Source organism: Streptomyces sp. NBC_00873, assembly GCF_045207415.1.
Lineage (GTDB): Bacteria > Actinomycetota > Actinomycetes > Streptomycetales > Streptomycetaceae > Streptomyces.
The window spans coordinates 6,316,635-6,329,840 of the sequence record NZ_CP108803.1; the positions used below are offsets into that span (position 1 = coordinate 6,316,635).

The 13,206-nt window shown below is 69.8% G+C and carries 15 protein-coding genes and 1 pseudogene; 8 read left to right on the forward strand and 8 right to left on the reverse strand.

Going from position 1 to position 13,206, the window contains the following annotated elements:
* The first annotated feature begins 44 nt into the window (after window positions 1-44).
* From OH809_RS29095 to ppdK, 3 genes are all read left to right on the forward strand, one after another.
* Window positions 45-275: a DUF6243 family protein gene (locus OH809_RS29095; protein ID WP_406419249.1), complete on the forward strand. Its 231-nt coding sequence runs from the start codon at window positions 45-47 to the stop codon at window positions 273-275.
* A 398-nt stretch (window positions 276-673) separates the two neighbouring features.
* Entirely contained in the window at window positions 674-1,822 is a 1,149-nt protein-coding gene (gene dusB / locus OH809_RS29100) for a tRNA dihydrouridine synthase DusB (RefSeq protein ID WP_406419247.1), read from the forward strand.
* Window positions 1,823-2,366: 544 nt separating this feature from the next.
* On the forward strand, window positions 2,367-5,105 hold the full coding sequence (gene ppdK / locus OH809_RS29105; protein ID WP_406515837.1) for a pyruvate, phosphate dikinase: 2,739 nt from the start codon (window positions 2,367-2,369) through the stop codon (window positions 5,103-5,105).
* A gap of 33 nt (window positions 5,106-5,138) precedes the next feature.
* Here ppdK and OH809_RS29110 read toward each other — a convergent pair whose 3' ends face one another.
* A complete protein-coding gene (locus OH809_RS29110) occupies window positions 5,139-5,294 on the reverse strand; it encodes a hypothetical protein (RefSeq protein ID WP_406419243.1) in 156 nt (51 codons plus the stop codon).
* A gap of 123 nt (window positions 5,295-5,417) precedes the next feature.
* On the opposite strand from OH809_RS29110, the gene OH809_RS29115 reads away from it, so the two are divergent.
* Window positions 5,418-5,828 carry a VOC family protein gene (locus OH809_RS29115; RefSeq protein WP_406424920.1) on the forward strand — a complete coding sequence of 137 codons (411 nt, stop codon included), beginning with the start codon at window positions 5,418-5,420 and terminating at the stop codon, window positions 5,826-5,828.
* Between the two features lie 284 nt (window positions 5,829-6,112).
* Window positions 6,113-6,898: a sulfite exporter TauE/SafE family protein gene (locus tag OH809_RS29120; RefSeq protein ID WP_406419241.1), complete on the forward strand. Its 786-nt coding sequence runs from the start codon at window positions 6,113-6,115 to the stop codon at window positions 6,896-6,898.
* A 16-nt stretch (window positions 6,899-6,914) separates the two neighbouring features.
* Here the strand turns inward: OH809_RS29120 and OH809_RS29125 are convergent, their stop codons facing one another.
* From OH809_RS29125 to OH809_RS29140, 4 genes are all read right to left on the reverse strand, one after another.
* A complete protein-coding gene (locus OH809_RS29125; protein WP_406419239.1) occupies window positions 6,915-7,541 on the reverse strand; it encodes a class F sortase in 627 nt (208 codons plus the stop codon).
* A 132-nt stretch (window positions 7,542-7,673) separates the two neighbouring features.
* On the reverse strand, window positions 7,674-8,555 hold the full coding sequence (locus tag OH809_RS29130) for a hypothetical protein (RefSeq protein WP_406425476.1): 882 nt from the start codon (window positions 8,553-8,555) through the stop codon (window positions 7,674-7,676).
* 367 nt (window positions 8,556-8,922) lie between these two features.
* Window positions 8,923-9,384 (reverse strand): DUF5990 family protein, encoded by a 462-nt coding sequence (locus OH809_RS29135; RefSeq protein ID WP_406515838.1) that lies wholly within the window; start codon window positions 9,382-9,384, stop codon window positions 8,923-8,925.
* 18 nt (window positions 9,385-9,402) lie between these two features.
* Window positions 9,403-10,194 carry an aminotransferase class IV family protein gene (locus OH809_RS29140; protein WP_406419235.1) on the reverse strand — a complete coding sequence of 264 codons (792 nt, stop codon included), beginning with the start codon at window positions 10,192-10,194 and terminating at the stop codon, window positions 9,403-9,405.
* A 74-nt stretch (window positions 10,195-10,268) separates the two neighbouring features.
* Between OH809_RS29140 and OH809_RS29145 the strand changes: the two genes are divergently transcribed.
* Window positions 10,269-10,859, forward strand: coding sequence for an NADPH-dependent FMN reductase (locus tag OH809_RS29145; protein WP_406419233.1), 591 nt, complete (start codon window positions 10,269-10,271; stop codon window positions 10,857-10,859).
* 56 nt (window positions 10,860-10,915) lie between these two features.
* On the opposite strand, the gene OH809_RS29150 is transcribed toward OH809_RS29145, so the two are convergent.
* Window positions 10,916-11,185, reverse strand: a complete 270-nt coding sequence (locus OH809_RS29150) for a hypothetical protein (RefSeq protein WP_406515839.1) — start codon at window positions 11,183-11,185, stop codon at window positions 10,916-10,918.
* A gap of 140 nt (window positions 11,186-11,325) precedes the next feature.
* Here OH809_RS29150 and cutA point away from each other — a divergent pair, with 140 nt between their 5' ends.
* Both cutA and OH809_RS29160 read left to right on the forward strand, forming a co-directional pair.
* Entirely contained in the window at window positions 11,326-11,664 is a 339-nt protein-coding gene (gene cutA / locus OH809_RS29155) for a divalent-cation tolerance protein CutA (protein ID WP_406419231.1), read from the forward strand.
* Window positions 11,665-11,666: 2 nt separating this feature from the next.
* Window positions 11,667-12,134, forward strand: a complete 468-nt coding sequence (locus OH809_RS29160; protein ID WP_406424918.1) for a gamma-glutamylcyclotransferase family protein — start codon at window positions 11,667-11,669, stop codon at window positions 12,132-12,134.
* Here the strand turns inward: OH809_RS29160 and OH809_RS29165 are convergent.
* Both OH809_RS29165 and OH809_RS29170 read right to left on the reverse strand, forming a co-directional pair.
* Window positions 12,094-12,297 (reverse strand): annotated as a pseudogene (locus OH809_RS29165) (molybdopterin dinucleotide binding domain-containing protein); the annotation flags it as partial. The gene OH809_RS29160 and the pseudogene OH809_RS29165 overlap by 41 nt on opposite strands.
* Window positions 12,298-12,347: 50 nt before the next feature.
* Complete coding sequence (locus OH809_RS29170; protein WP_406515840.1) at window positions 12,348-13,052, reverse strand: vancomycin high temperature exclusion protein; 705 nt, start codon at window positions 13,050-13,052, stop codon at window positions 12,348-12,350.
* Window positions 13,053-13,206: the final 154 nt, after the last annotated feature.

Genomic DNA, 13,206 nt, shown 5'->3' on the forward strand with positions numbered 1-13,206 from the left:
CGACCTCACGTCACACGACGTCTCACCACGAATGGGAGAACCCCGTGGCCAAGAGCCGCAACAACCTTCTCGGTGTCGGCGGACAGCGCAAGAAGCTGTCCCGCGCCGATCAGCAGGGCGCGGGCAGTGCGCGCAACGCCGACCGCAGGACCGCGGACGAACAGAAGCAGGAACTGCTGCGCAAGATGCGCGAGCGCGCCGGGTCCGGGCAGGCCCCGGCGTCCGCCGATGCCGCGACGTCGGCCGGCGCGGGCGACTCCGCGGCGCAGAGCTGACGCCTTCTCGGCGCCCGTACGACTGTGGGCCCGGATCACCCCTGGTGATCCGGGCCCACACCCGTTCCCGTACCCGTGCCCCGTCCGTGCGCGGGCTCACGCCACCGTGCGCGGCAGCCGCAGACCCCCGAGCAGGTCGGTCTGCCCCGGGGCGGACGCCGTCGCACCCCGGCCTGCGGCGCGAGGAGGTCGCCACCCACGTCGGACTGCACGAAGGCGGTGGCATATGCGGCGCGGCGCGGGGAACCGGTGCCCGCCACGCCCGCCGCCTGCACCGATCACGGCGGCGCCCGGCGTCCCGCCGATCTGCCGGCTGGTCGAGGCGACCGCCGCGCGGTTGCCCGCCTCTCGCCTCGGCGCCCGCCGAAGCAGCTCCCGCTGTACGCGACAATGGAGCAATGACCACGCTCGCCCCCTCGCTCCCGCAGCTCCGGATCGGCCCGCACGCGGTGCAGCCGCCGGTGGTGCTCGCCCCCATGGCCGGTATCACCAACGCCCCGTTCCGCACCCTGTGCCGGGAGTTCTCCGGCGGCAAGGGGCTGTTCGTCAGCGAGATGATCACGACGCGGGCGCTGGTCGAGCGCAACGAGAAGACCATGCAGCTCATCCACTTCGACGCGAGCGAGACCCCGCGCTCGATCCAGCTGTACGGAGTGGACCCGGTCACGGTCGGCAAGGCCGTCCGCATGATCGTCGACGAGAACCTCGCCGACCACATCGACCTGAACTTCGGCTGCCCGGTCCCCAAGGTGACCCGCAAGGGCGGCGGCTCCGCGCTCCCGTTCAAGCGGCCGCTGCTGCGCGCGATCCTCAACGAGGCCGTATCCAACGCCGGCGACCTGCCGGTCACCATCAAGATGCGCAAGGGCATCAACGACGACCACCTCACCTACCTCGACGCGGGCCGGATAGCGGTGGAGGAGGGCGTCACGGCCGTCGCCCTGCACGGCAGGACCGCCGCCCAGCACTACGGCGGCACCGCCGACTGGGACGCGATCGCCCGCCTCAAGGAGCACGTCCCGGAGATCCCGGTCCTCGGCAACGGCGACATCTGGTGTGCGGACGACGCCCGCCGGATGATGCGCGAGACCGGCTGCGACGGCGTGGTCGTGGGCCGCGGCTGCCTGGGGCGCCCGTGGCTCTTCGGTGACCTGGTGAGTGCCTTCGAGGGCACGGAGGCGAGGCAGGCGCCGACGCTCCGGGAGGTCGCGACGGTGATGCTGCGGCACGCGACGCTGCTGGGGGAGTGGATCGGCGACGAGACCCGTGGCGTGATCGACTTCCGTAAGCATGTGGCCTGGTATCTCAAGGGTTTCTCGGTCGGCTCGGAGATGCGCAAGAAGCTGGCGATCACCTCGTCGCTGGACGAGCTGGGTGCGCAGCTGCACGAGCTCGACCTGGACCAGGCCTGGCCGGACGGGGCGGACGGGCCGCGCGGGCGCACCTCCGGCAACAACCGTGTGGTACTGCCGGACGGCTGGCTGAATGACCCCTACGACTGCTCGGGCGTGAGCGCGGAAGCCGAGCTCGACACCTCGGGCGGCTGAGGCACCGGGTGCCCTTGATTCCCTCCCGCTCATCTGAGCGTCAATCCGGGGTGAATCGAGGGTGGAGCGGATGGCATGGGGCGCCGCGGCGTGCGCTGGGGGTGCCCCGTCCGCACTTCTTTCGCCGTTTGTGGTCGGCGCGTGACCGTGCGTGGCCTCGGAGGCGTCCGGATAGTGACATCTGAGCGCCCGTCGGGGCGTGATTCTCGCCACCCCTGAGGGGCGCATTGCTCAGATGAGCGGGTTTTTGCGAACTGCACTTCTCAAATGATGGCACTCGGTGCCACCCCCGCTTTACTTTGATCGATCAACGCATCCACTACGTAGCGTGTGTAATTCTCTGAACTCGGGCACTTTAAGTAGTTATGCGTTCAAGAAGTGAATGAATGCTTCGATGCGTGGGTCTGGAACAAAACTTTCGATTTGCGGGCGGACGAGTGGTTAAGGCCGCATGACGCGCAAGTGGACGTACCCAGACTCCTTCGATCTGGGTATGTTCCTCGCCGTCAGGGCAGCCACCCGAGTCCTCTAGGAGTCGAGACCCGTGTCGGAAAACAAAGATCCTCACGTACCCACGCCGGAGCTCCCGGGGCAGAAGTTCGTTTATGACTTCACCGAGGGCAACAAGGATCTGAAGGACCTGCTCGGCGGCAAGGGTGCCAACCTCGCCGAGATGACGAACCTCGGGTTGCCCGTCCCTCCGGGCTTCACGATCACCACCGAGGCGTGCAAGGTCTACCTCGACAGTGGCGAGGAGCCGGCGGAGCTCCGGGACGAGGTCAGCGCGCATCTCGACGCCCTTGAGGCGCGGATGGGCAAGAAGCTCGGCCAGGCGGACGACCCGCTGCTGGTCTCGGTCCGCTCCGGTGCGAAGTTCTCGATGCCCGGCATGATGGACACGGTCCTCAACATCGGCCTGTCCGACGAGTCCGTGGCCGGTCTCGCCACCCAGGCCGGCGACGAGCGGTTCGCGTGGGACTCCTACCGCCGCCTGATCCAGATGTTCGGCAAGACCGTCCTCGGTGTCGACGGCGACCTCTTCGAGGAGGCGCTGGAGGCGGCGAAGGAGGCCAAGGGCGTCACCGTCGATGTGGATCTCGACGCGGCCGACCTGAAGAAGCTGGTCAAGCAGTTCAAGAAGATCGTCTCGCGGGACGCCGGGCGTGACTTCCCGCAGGACCCGCGCGAGCAGATGGACCTGGCCATAAAGGCCGTCTTCGACTCGTGGAACACCGACCGCGCCAAGCTCTACCGCCGCCAGGAGCGCATCCCCGGCGACCTCGGCACGGCCGTCAACGTCTGTTCGATGGTCTTCGGCAACCTCGGTCCCGACTCCGGTACGGGCGTCGCCTTCACCCGCGACCCGGCCAGCGGCCACGCGGGCGTGTACGGCGACTACCTGCAGAACGCGCAGGGCGAGGACGTCGTCGCGGGTATCCGCAACACCGTGCCGCTCGCCGATCTGGAGTCGATCGACAAGAAGTCGTACGACCAGCTGATGCAGATCATGCAGACCCTCGAAACGCACTACAAGGACCTGTGCGACATCGAGTTCACCATCGAGCGCGGCCAGCTGTGGATGCTCCAGACCCGGGTCGGCAAGCGCACCGCCGGTGCCGCGTTCCGGATCGCGACGCAGCTCGTCGACCAGGGGCTCATCGACGAGGCGGAGGCGCTCCAGCGCGTCAACGGGGCTCAGCTGGCGCAGCTGATGTTCCCGCGCTTCGACGAGGACGCGAAGACGGTGCTGCTCGGCCGTGGCATCGCCGCGTCGCCGGGCGCCGCGGTCGGCAAGGCGGTCTTCGACTCGTACACCGCGGTCAAGTGGTCCCGGTCGGGCGAGAAGGTCATCCTGATCCGCCGCGAGACCAACCCCGACGACCTCGACGGCATGATCGCTGCCGAGGGCATCCTGACCTCGCGCGGCGGCAAGACGTCGCACGCCGCCGTCGTCGCCCGTGGCATGGGCAAGACCTGTGTCTGCGGCGCCGAGGAGATCGAGGTCGACACCAAGCGGCGCCGGCTGACCGTCGGCGGGACCGTCGTCGAGGAGGGCGACATCGTCTCGGTCGACGGCTCCACCGGCAAGGTGTACCTCGGTGAGGTCCCCGTCGTGCCGTCCCCGGTCGTCGAGTACTTCGAGGGCCGGATGCACGCGGGCGCCGACGACGCCGACGAGCTGGTCGCAGCGGTGCACCGGATCATGGCGTACGCGGACCGGGTGCGCCGGCTGCGGGTGCGGGCCAACGCGGACAACGCCGAGGACGCGCTGCGGGCGCGGCGCTTCGGTGCCCAGGGCATCGGCCTGTGCCGCACCGAGCACATGTTCCTCGGTGAGCGCCGCGAGATGGTCGAGAAGCTGATCCTCGCGGACACCGACGACGAGCGCGAGGCCGCGCTTGCCGCGCTGCTGCCGCTCCAGAAGGCCGACTTCATCGAGCTGTTCGAGTCGATGGACGGGCTGCCCGTCACCGTGCGGCTGCTCGACCCGCCGCTGCACGAGTTCCTGCCCGACATCACCGAGCTGTCGGTACGGGTCGCGCTCGCCGAGTCCCGCAAGGACGCGAACGAGAACGACCTGCGGCTCCTCCAGGCCGTGCACAAGCTGCACGAGCAGAACCCGATGCTCGGTCTGCGCGGCGTGCGGCTCGGGCTGGTCATCCCCGGTCTGTTCGCGATGCAGGTGCGGGCGATCGCCGAGGCGGCCGCCCACCGCAAGAACGCCAAGGGCGACCCGCGCGCCGAGATCATGATTCCGCTCGTCGGCACGGTCCAGGAGCTGGAGATCGTCCGGGAGGAGGCCGACCAGGTCATCGCGGAGGTCGAGGCGGCCACGGGCACCAAGCTGAAGCTGACGATCGGCACGATGATCGAGCTGCCGCGCGCCGCGCTGACCGCCGGTCAGATCGCCGAGGCCGCGCAGTTCTTCTCCTTCGGCACGAACGACCTGACCCAGACGGTGTGGGGCTTCTCCCGCGACGACGTGGAGGCCTCGTTCTTCACCGCGTACCTGGAGAAGGGCATCTTCGGGGTGTCGCCGTTCGAGACGATCGACAAGGACGGCGTCGGTTCGCTGGTCCGCAGCGCCGTCGCGGCCGGCCGGGCCACCCGCCCGGACCTGAAGCTCGGTGTCTGCGGCGAGCACGGCGGTGACCCGGAGTCGGTGCACTTCTTCCACGAGGTGGGCCTCGACTACGTCTCCTGCTCGCCGTTCCGGATCCCGGTCGCGCGCCTGGAGGCGGGCCGCGCCGCGGCAGAGGCGAAGGGCAGTGACAGCCGCTGATGTGACCACCCGGACTCCGGGGCTGTCGTCGGCTCACGTCCACCCTCCACGACTCGACGACAGCTCCGGACGACCCTGAAGCGGCGGCACCCCGTGCGGGGGTGCCGCCGCTTCACGGTCGTCCGACAGCTTCTCGGTGATCCGTCGGCCGGTCGCTCCGCTCCCTGCCCAGTCCTTCGATACGTTCATGGGTCCGACGGTAGGAGCTCCGGCGATTTTTTCGCCGTCGGCGATGAGTTCGGAGTCTGCCCGCCGTCTACCCCTCGAAAGTACTCGAACAGAGCACCACACATGAGTAGAGAAGAGACGGACATGCCGCAGATGATCTTCGTGAACCTGCCGGTCAAGGACCTTGAGACGACCAAGAGCTTCTTCGGCAAGCTCGGATTCTCGTTCAACCCGCAGTTCAGTGACGAGACCACCACGTGTCTCGTCATCAGCGACACGATCTTCGCCATGCTCATCACCGAGCCGCGCTTCAAGGACTTCACCAAGAAGGAGATCGCCGACGCCTCGAAGTCCACCGAGGCGATCATCGCGCTGAGCGCCGAGAGTCGCGAGAAGGTCGACGAGCTGGCCGACACCGCGCTCGCGTCCGGCGGATCGCCTGCCAACGAGCCCATCGACCAGGGGTTCATGTACGGCCGGTCCTTCCAGGACCCCGATCACCACATCTGGGAGATCGTGTGGATGGACCCGGCCGCGGTCCAGGACCAGGGCTGAGCGCAGCGCGCGGCCCGGGCCTCAGGCCCCGAGGCCCGGCCAGGTCACCCCGGTGAGTTGCTCAGCACCCGCGCACCGCTGCGCGCCTCATGGTGAGACGCGTGCGCGGCGGGTGTTGCCCGACCGGATCCCCGCTGTTTCCCGGAAGGAACCTTGCGCTCAGCGCCTCCGAAGAGGGTCTGTGAGGGCCGCAGAGCCCCGGAAGCTCAGAGTTGGCTCAACTTTCCGGCAATCCCGCAGAAGCAGTTGGACGGGACACGTATCGCCTCCATAGGGTCGCGAGCATGCCCGACATCACCCTGACCACCCTCGTTGTCCTGTGCCTCGCCGCTGCCGCCGCGGGCTGGATCGACGCGGTGGTGGGCGGCGGCGGGCTGCTCCTGCTGCCCGCGCTGCTGCTCGGCCTGCCGCACGTCCCGGCCGCGCACGTCCTCGGCACCAACAAGGCGGTGGCCATCGTCGGTACCTCGGGCGCCGCCGTGACCTACGTGCGCAAGGCGCCGGTGAAGGTCGGGACGGCGGTGCGGATCGGGCTGATGGCGCTGGCCGGATCGATGACCGGTGCCTTCTTCGCCGCCGGGATCAGCAGTGACGTGCTCCGTCCGGTGATCATGGTGGTGCTGCTGGCGGTGGCGGCGTTCGTGATGCTGCGGCCGCAGTTCGGCAAGGAGGCGGACGGGGGCACGGACCGGAAGGTCACCCGGGCCCGTACCGTCACCGCGATCGTGCTGGTCGGCGGCGGCATCGGCTTCTACGACGGGCTGTTCGGGCCGGGCACCGGCACGTTCCTGGTGCTCGCGCTGACCGCTGTGCTCCACCTCGACCTGGTGACGGCGTCCGCCACCGCCAAGATCGTCAACGTCTGCACCAACGCCGGCGCCCTCGCGATGTTCGCTTACCAGGGCAGCGTGCTGTGGCAGCTGGCCGCGCTGATGGCGGTGTTCAACCTGGCGGGTGGGCTGCTCGGTGCGCGGATGGCGCTGCGCAAGGGCAGCGAGTTCGTCCGTGGTGTGCTGCTGGTCGTGGTGTTCTCACTCGTCGCGAAGCTGGCGTTCGACCAGTGGGCCTGAGGGTGCGCGACCGGCGTCAGCGCACTCCGGTGAGGTGCGCGTACGCGACCACGTTGCCCTGGTAGCCGGTGTTCGGTGAGAAGCCGCCGCCGCAGGTGATCAGCCGCAGCGAGGCGAACGACGAGGCGCCGTACACCCGCCGGTCGGGGAAGTTCGTGTTCTTGTACACCTCGATGGCGTCGAGCGAGAAGACGGCGGTGCTCCCGTCCTGCCGGACCACCTCGACGGTGCTGCCCTTGGCCAGGGTCCCCAGGTCGTAGAAGACGGACCGTCCCTGTGCGTTGTCGACATGACCGGCCACGAGTGCGGTGCCCTTGGCGCCGGGCGGGGTGCCGTCCTTGTACCAGCCGACGACGTTACGGTTCTCGGCCGGCGGCACATCGAGACTGCCGTCGGACCTGAGCCCGAGCCGGATCATCGGGGCGTCCACCTTGATGCTGGGGATACGGAGACGGACGGGCGTCGAGGGCCGCAGAGGGGCGGCGACGGGCGAGCCGGGCTGCACTCCGGGACCGCCGGCGGCGAAGGCCTGGGCGGTGGTCGGCTGCGGCGGTACCAGCACGGTGCCGGCGCCGTTGTGGATCAGCCAGACGCCGACCAGCGCTGCGACGGCGACCAGCCAGCCCTTGGCCTTCTGGGGCACGGTCGTCCTCCGGGGTGTCGTCCTCCGGGACGGGGAAGGACGTGAGGAAGGAAGTGGGGGTCCCGTCCCGGTGACGCGCGGCCACCGGGACGGAATCGTGGCGGTACGGGGACGTGGGTACGTCCCCGTCAGTCAGCCGTCCGCCTGCGTGCCGCTCGCCCGACGACGCAGGAGCCAGGCTCCGCCGACGGCGGACACGGCGAGAACGCCGGCACCCGCCGCGATCTGGGAGGTGTCCGGGCGGACGCTGCCGCCTACACCAGTTTTGACGTGCCCGGAGGGAGAGGTGGGCACGGAGCTGTCGCGGCCGGTGTCGAGGCCTTGGCCGTTTCCGGTGTCGAGGCCTTGGCCGTTCCCGGTGTCGCGGCCGGTGTCGAGGCCTTGGCCGTTCCCGGTGTCGCGGCCTTGGCCGTTTCCGGTGTCACGGCCGGTGCCCCGCCCGGTCCCGTTCCCGGTGCCCCGCCCGCTCTCGTTTCCGGAGGAGTTGCCGATGCCGAAGGGGTTCTGGTTCCCGAGGAGGCTCTCGCCCCTGGCTGCCAGGTCGTCGAGGGAAGGCACCGAGTTGCCGCTGCCCGTGTTGCCGCCGGAGCCGTTGTCCTCCACGGTGCCGGCGGGGGAACCCGCGGCGGCGTACTTCGCGGTGTCCGCCGCCTTCACCCGCAGCGTTCCGGTGACCTCTCTGCCGTTCTCGCAGGACACGTCGATGCTGTACGGCCCTGCATGGGTCTTCTTCGGCACCGTGAACGTGCCGACCACCACCTCCTCGCGGGTGGTGGACGCCAGCGTGAAGTCCCCCGCTTCCAGGGAGTTCGCATCCCCGGCGGCCTTCGTGTCGTTCCCGCAAGCGGTGGTGTTCACCGTGACCGTGGTGCCCGGAGCCGCGTCCGCCGGGGATATCTCCAGCTGACCGAGGTCCCCTGCGGACGCGGACGGCGCGGCGGTGGACAGGCCGAGCGTGGCAGCGGTGAGCGCTGCGGCGGCGGTGCCGGTCACGAGGCGGGCAGGACTGCGCATGGGGGGTTCCTCCGAGCAGAGGCGCTGGCGGGTATCTCTTGTTGCAGAGCTAACGGGCGACGCGCCACCCATGCATGCTGACACCGGGTCAGCTTTCACTCGACCGGTCCGGGCCGGGCCCCTTGTCGAGAGGTAAGCGTGCAGGTCAGAGTGGGGATGGGAGGGCGGGCGGCCGTCCCCGCGACACACCGTGCTGATCGGGTGACGAGCCACGAGGAATGAGTGGTGTACGTCACATGCATGACCTCGCCGGCCCCGGGCACACGCATGACACCCCCCCCACGGGACGGCTTTCCCCCCGCCGCCCCAGGTCGCCGCCCTCATCGGACCCACCCCCCCTGGGCCCGATGGGGGCGGTCCTGTCCCGTCACTCGGGGGCGAGGGCGGTCCAGGTGACGGCCGGCGGCCGGACGCGGGCGCAGAGAGGCTGCCCCTTGGCGTCGGAGAGGCGCAGGCGTGCGGTGAGATGTCCGGAGCGCGCGGCGGCCTCGAGCACGGTCGGATCGATGTCGTCGAACATCAGCTTGGCCCGCCGGAACATGGAGAAGACGCCGTGGTCGTCCACGGTGCCCCAGGACAGATGGACGAAGCGCCCGCCGAGCCGGTTCTGCACATACGGCCCGGCGACCGTGATGCCGTCGTCGGTCGCGGTGGCCGTGCAGTCCAGTGTCCATCCGGCCGACGGTGCGTCGCCGGGGTGCAGGCCCAGCAGCTCGCCGGGCCTGTCCTTGCGCTGTACGCCGACATGGATGTTCCGGGCGCCGGGGAAGTCGCTGTCGGGCCCGCAGGTGCGGCCGGGGAGGTCCGAGCCCTCGATGTGGATCTGCATGAGCCCCATGCTCCCCTGTCAGACGGTGTCCCAGGGCGCAGCCTCGTACGCCGACCCCACCCGCTTCATGAGTTCCTCGTCGACCACGAACTCCGTGTCGTCGATCCGCCGGATCGGAGCGATGCCCTGCGCGTTGGTGAGGAATGCCGACCGGTAGGCGCCGATCCCGTCCAGCGTCACCGGGCGCCGTACGGACTCGAGCCCGGCGCCCGGCAGTTCCTGCTCCAGCAGGGCCATGGTGATGCCGAGCAGTGCGGGCGCGTCGGGCCAGACGACCGAAGTGCCGTCCCAGAAGGCGACGTTGGTGATCGCCCCTTCCGTCACCGTCCCGCCCGGTGCGATCAGCAGCGCCTCGTCGAAGCCGGAGCGTGCGGCGAGCTGCCCGTAATAGGTCTGGCCGAACTCGCCGGGGCGCTTGATGTGCGGGACGGTGCGGACGTACGGAACGGACATCAGGCAGTGCGGTTCGGTGGACTTCTGCGCCGGTCCGCGCACGGTGACCATGACGGTCGTCCCGGTGTCGCCCGGCGGCAGGAAGGCGTGCACCCGGGTCGAGGCGTCCCGCACCCCGGCGCCGTCCAGCGCGTGCCGGATCAGCTCGCGCACCCGGCTGCCGTCGAGCCCATGACCGAAGAGTTCCCGGTTGGCGGCGTCCAGCCGTGCCAGGTGGAGTGCGAGGCCGCGTACCTTCCCGTCCCTGACCTGCATGGCGGTGAAGTGACCGTAGTTGGAGAAGGCGGGGATCCGGAGATCCGCCTCCGTTGCTGCGTGTCCGTTGAACTCGACGTACAGGGGCGCGGCGGTCGTCATGTGTTCCACCGTACGTCGGAGAGGTGAGCGGCGGCGCTTGACCCCAACCATGGTTGACATACGAGTCTCGCCGCATGGAACTCACCACAGCACCCCTGAAGGTCGCGGTCATCCTTGCCAGCAATCGCGAGGGCCGTTTCGCCCCGGTCGTCGCCGACTGGTTCCTCTCCCGTACCGCCGACCACCCGGGTATCGAGACCGACCTGATCGATGTCGCCGAACTCGAGCTTCCGTTCGCGCTCACCTACCGCCCGGGACCGGACGTGCAGGCCCGACTGGCGAGAGTGTCGCCCAGGTTGGCCGCCGCCGATGCCTTCGTCGTGGTCACGCCCGAGTACAACCACTCGTACCCCGCCCCGCTGAAGAACCTCATCGACTGGCATCACGCCGAATGGCAGGCCAAGCCCGTCGCCTTCGTCTCGTACGGGGGAGTGTCGGGCGGTCTGCGGGCCGTCGAACATCTTCGCCAGGTCTTCGCCGAGCTGCACGCCGTCTCCCTCCGCGACACCGTGTCGTTCCACAACGCGGGCGCTCTCTTCGACGACGAGGGCCGGCACAAGGACCCCGTGGCCGTCGACGCGGCGGCGAAGACTCTGCTCGACCAGCTGACCTGGTGGGGGAGTGCGCTGCGGGACGCCAAGGCGGTCCGCCCGTACGGAAGCTGATCCCTTCTCGGCCGGACGCCGGTCCCGGAGCGAGTGCTTCCGGGACCTGCTCCCTGTCAGCCGACCGAGACCGCGGACCAGGTCGCGGCCCCCGCGTTCTGCTCCGCGTTGTCCGCCCCCGCGTTCTGCTCCGCGTTGTCCGCCCCCGCGTTCTGCTCCGCGTTGTCCGCCCCCGCGTTCTGCTCCGCGTTGTCCGCCCCCGCGTTCTGCTCCGCGTTGTCCGCCCCCGCGTTCTGCTCCGCGCTGCCCGCCCCGTACAGGTCCTTCGCCGCGTTGAGCGTCGCCGTGCGGGCGGCGGGCGGCGGGCGGTGAATCTGAGCTCGCATCAGATTCAGGGTTCACGACATTTCATGTTCATGCCGTATCGCGGGATCGAGGGGAGGACAGCGGGCCGGAGCACCCGGACAATCGACGAAGAAGGAAGCCCGACAGGCAGCAGAACCGAGAAGAACCGAGGAGACCGACGGTGACATCGCCGGCATGGCTGACCGTACTGACCACCACGGACAGTGAGGAGAAGGCCCACACCCTGGCCCAGGGTGCGGTGGAGGCACGGCTCGCCGCGTGCGCGCAGATCTCCGCGCCCGTCACCTCCGTCTACCGGTGGCAGAACGCCATCGAGACCACCGAGGAGTGGCAGGTGCTGTTCAAGACGACGGCCGAGCGCTACGACGAACTGGAGGAGCACCTCCGAGCGGCGCACGACTACGAGACCCCGGAGATCATCGCCATGCCGGTGGTACGCGGAAGCGCCGGCTACCTCGCCTGGCTGACGTCGGAGACAGCTCCGATCACGGCCCTGTGACCATGCCGCAGACCGCCCCCGAACTGCCCTTCTTCGTCTACGGAACGCTGCTCCCCGGCGAACCCAACCACGACCTGTTCCTCCACGGCCGGGCGATCGCGGAACAGCCCGCCCTCCTGCCGGGCGCCCTCCTCTACGACGGCCCCGGCTACCCGTACGCAATCGAGGGCGACGGCGCCGTGCAGGGCGCGCTCCTCACCGCCGCGCCCGCGAGCTACGCCGAGATGCTCGTAGAGCTCGACCGGCTGGAGGAGTACGTCGGTCCCGGACATCCGGGCAACCTGTACGAGAGGGTCGCCCGAGAAGTCCGCATCCCGGCCGGGAAGCCACCCGGCACCGGAACCGCCCGCGCCTGGGTCTATCTCGCCGCCGCTCCCGTCGCCCGCTCCCTCCGCTCCAACGGCACCCTCATCCCCGGAGGCAGTTGGCTCACCCGCCGACAGCCTCCACCCGCACCGCGCACACCTTGAACTCCGGCATCCGCGACACCGGGTCCAGCGCCGAGTTCGTCAGCGTGTCGGCCCGGCCCTCACCCGCCCAGCGGAACGGCATGAAGACGGTGTCCTGCCGGATGGCCCCGGTGATCCGGGCAGGCGCCACCGCCCGCCCGCGCCGTGGGGTGACCGCCACCGGAACGTGCATCCCAGCCCGCCACCACCGGGACCGTGAGGTCGGCCGGAGCCTCACCCCTGAGGGGGTGTCCTGGCCGTCAGGGCCTCCCCGACCCCGGGCTCCTGCGGCCCCAGGAAGCGCGGGTCCGGCTTGAACATCACGTCCAGCGCCGCCTTCCCCGCCGCGAACACCTCCCGCGTCCCGCCGTAGTACCAGGTCACATCGTGCTTGGCGTCGACCCCGACGCCGTACGCATCGATCCCCGCGGCCCGGCACAGCGCGATCGCCCGCCGGATATGGAACCCCTGGCTCACCAGCACGGCCCGGTCGACACCGAAGATCTTCTTGGCCCGCACGCAGGAGTCCCAGGTGTCGAACCCGGCGAAGTCGCTGACGATCCGCCGGTCCGGCACCCCGTGCGCGACGAGAAACGTCCGCATGGCGTCCGGCTCGTCGTACTCCTTCCGGCTGTTGTCCCCGGTGACGAGCACGACCTTCACCTTGCCGTCCCGGTACAGCTCGGCGGCGGCCCGCAGCCGGTTCGCGAGATACGGCGACGGCTTCCCGTCCCACAGCCCGGCCCCGAACACCACGGCGACCTGCTGTGCGGGCGCGTCCGCGGTCGTCCTGACACGGGCGTCGGCCACGGAGTACATCCACGTGACGGGTGCCAGCCCCAGCACACAGGCGATCATGACCCCTTGCACGGCCCGGCGCTGCCCACGCCGCGTGCGCGGCCACAGCCGCACCGGCCATTGCGGCCGTTTCCCTCGCATCGGAGCCCCTTGTCAGTGTCGGTGCGTTACCTGGTCGGACGAGTATCTGGGCGCAAGGGTTCTCCGCCCTGCGGACTTCTTCGCCGACGAGCCGTCGACGCGCTCCTGGTGAACCACTGACGAGCCGTCGACGCGTCGGGCATCATGGCAGCCA

Excerpts from the sequence above, each read along its gene's own strand:
- OH809_RS29160 (WP_406424918.1), top strand. The coding sequence starts at position 11,667 with ATGCCGCAGACCGCCCCCGAACTGCCCTTCTTCGTCTACGGAACGCTG.
- OH809_RS29130 (WP_406425476.1), bottom strand. The coding sequence starts at position 8,555 with ATGCGCAGTCCTGCCCGCCTCGTGACCGGCACCGCCGCCGCAGCGCTC.
- OH809_RS29115 (WP_406424920.1), top strand. The coding sequence starts at position 5,418 with ATGCCGCAGATGATCTTCGTGAACCTGCCGGTCAAGGACCTTGAGACG.
- OH809_RS29135 (WP_406515838.1), bottom strand. The coding sequence starts at position 9,384 with ATGCAGATCCACATCGAGGGCTCGGACCTCCCCGGCCGCACCTGCGGG.
- OH809_RS29145 (WP_406419233.1), top strand. The coding sequence starts at position 10,269 with ATGGAACTCACCACAGCACCCCTGAAGGTCGCGGTCATCCTTGCCAGC.
- OH809_RS29110 (WP_406419243.1), bottom strand. The coding sequence starts at position 5,294 with ATGAACGTATCGAAGGACTGGGCAGGGAGCGGAGCGACCGGCCGACGG.
- OH809_RS29120 (WP_406419241.1), top strand. The coding sequence starts at position 6,113 with ATGCCCGACATCACCCTGACCACCCTCGTTGTCCTGTGCCTCGCCGCT.
- OH809_RS29170 (WP_406515840.1), bottom strand. The coding sequence starts at position 13,052 with ATGCGAGGGAAACGGCCGCAATGGCCGGTGCGGCTGTGGCCGCGCACG.
- OH809_RS29150 (WP_406515839.1), bottom strand. The coding sequence starts at position 11,185 with ATGCGAGCTCAGATTCACCGCCCGCCGCCCGCCGCCCGCACGGCGACG.
- dusB (WP_406419247.1), top strand. The coding sequence starts at position 674 with ATGACCACGCTCGCCCCCTCGCTCCCGCAGCTCCGGATCGGCCCGCAC.
- OH809_RS29140 (WP_406419235.1), bottom strand. The coding sequence starts at position 10,194 with ATGACGACCGCCGCGCCCCTGTACGTCGAGTTCAACGGACACGCAGCA.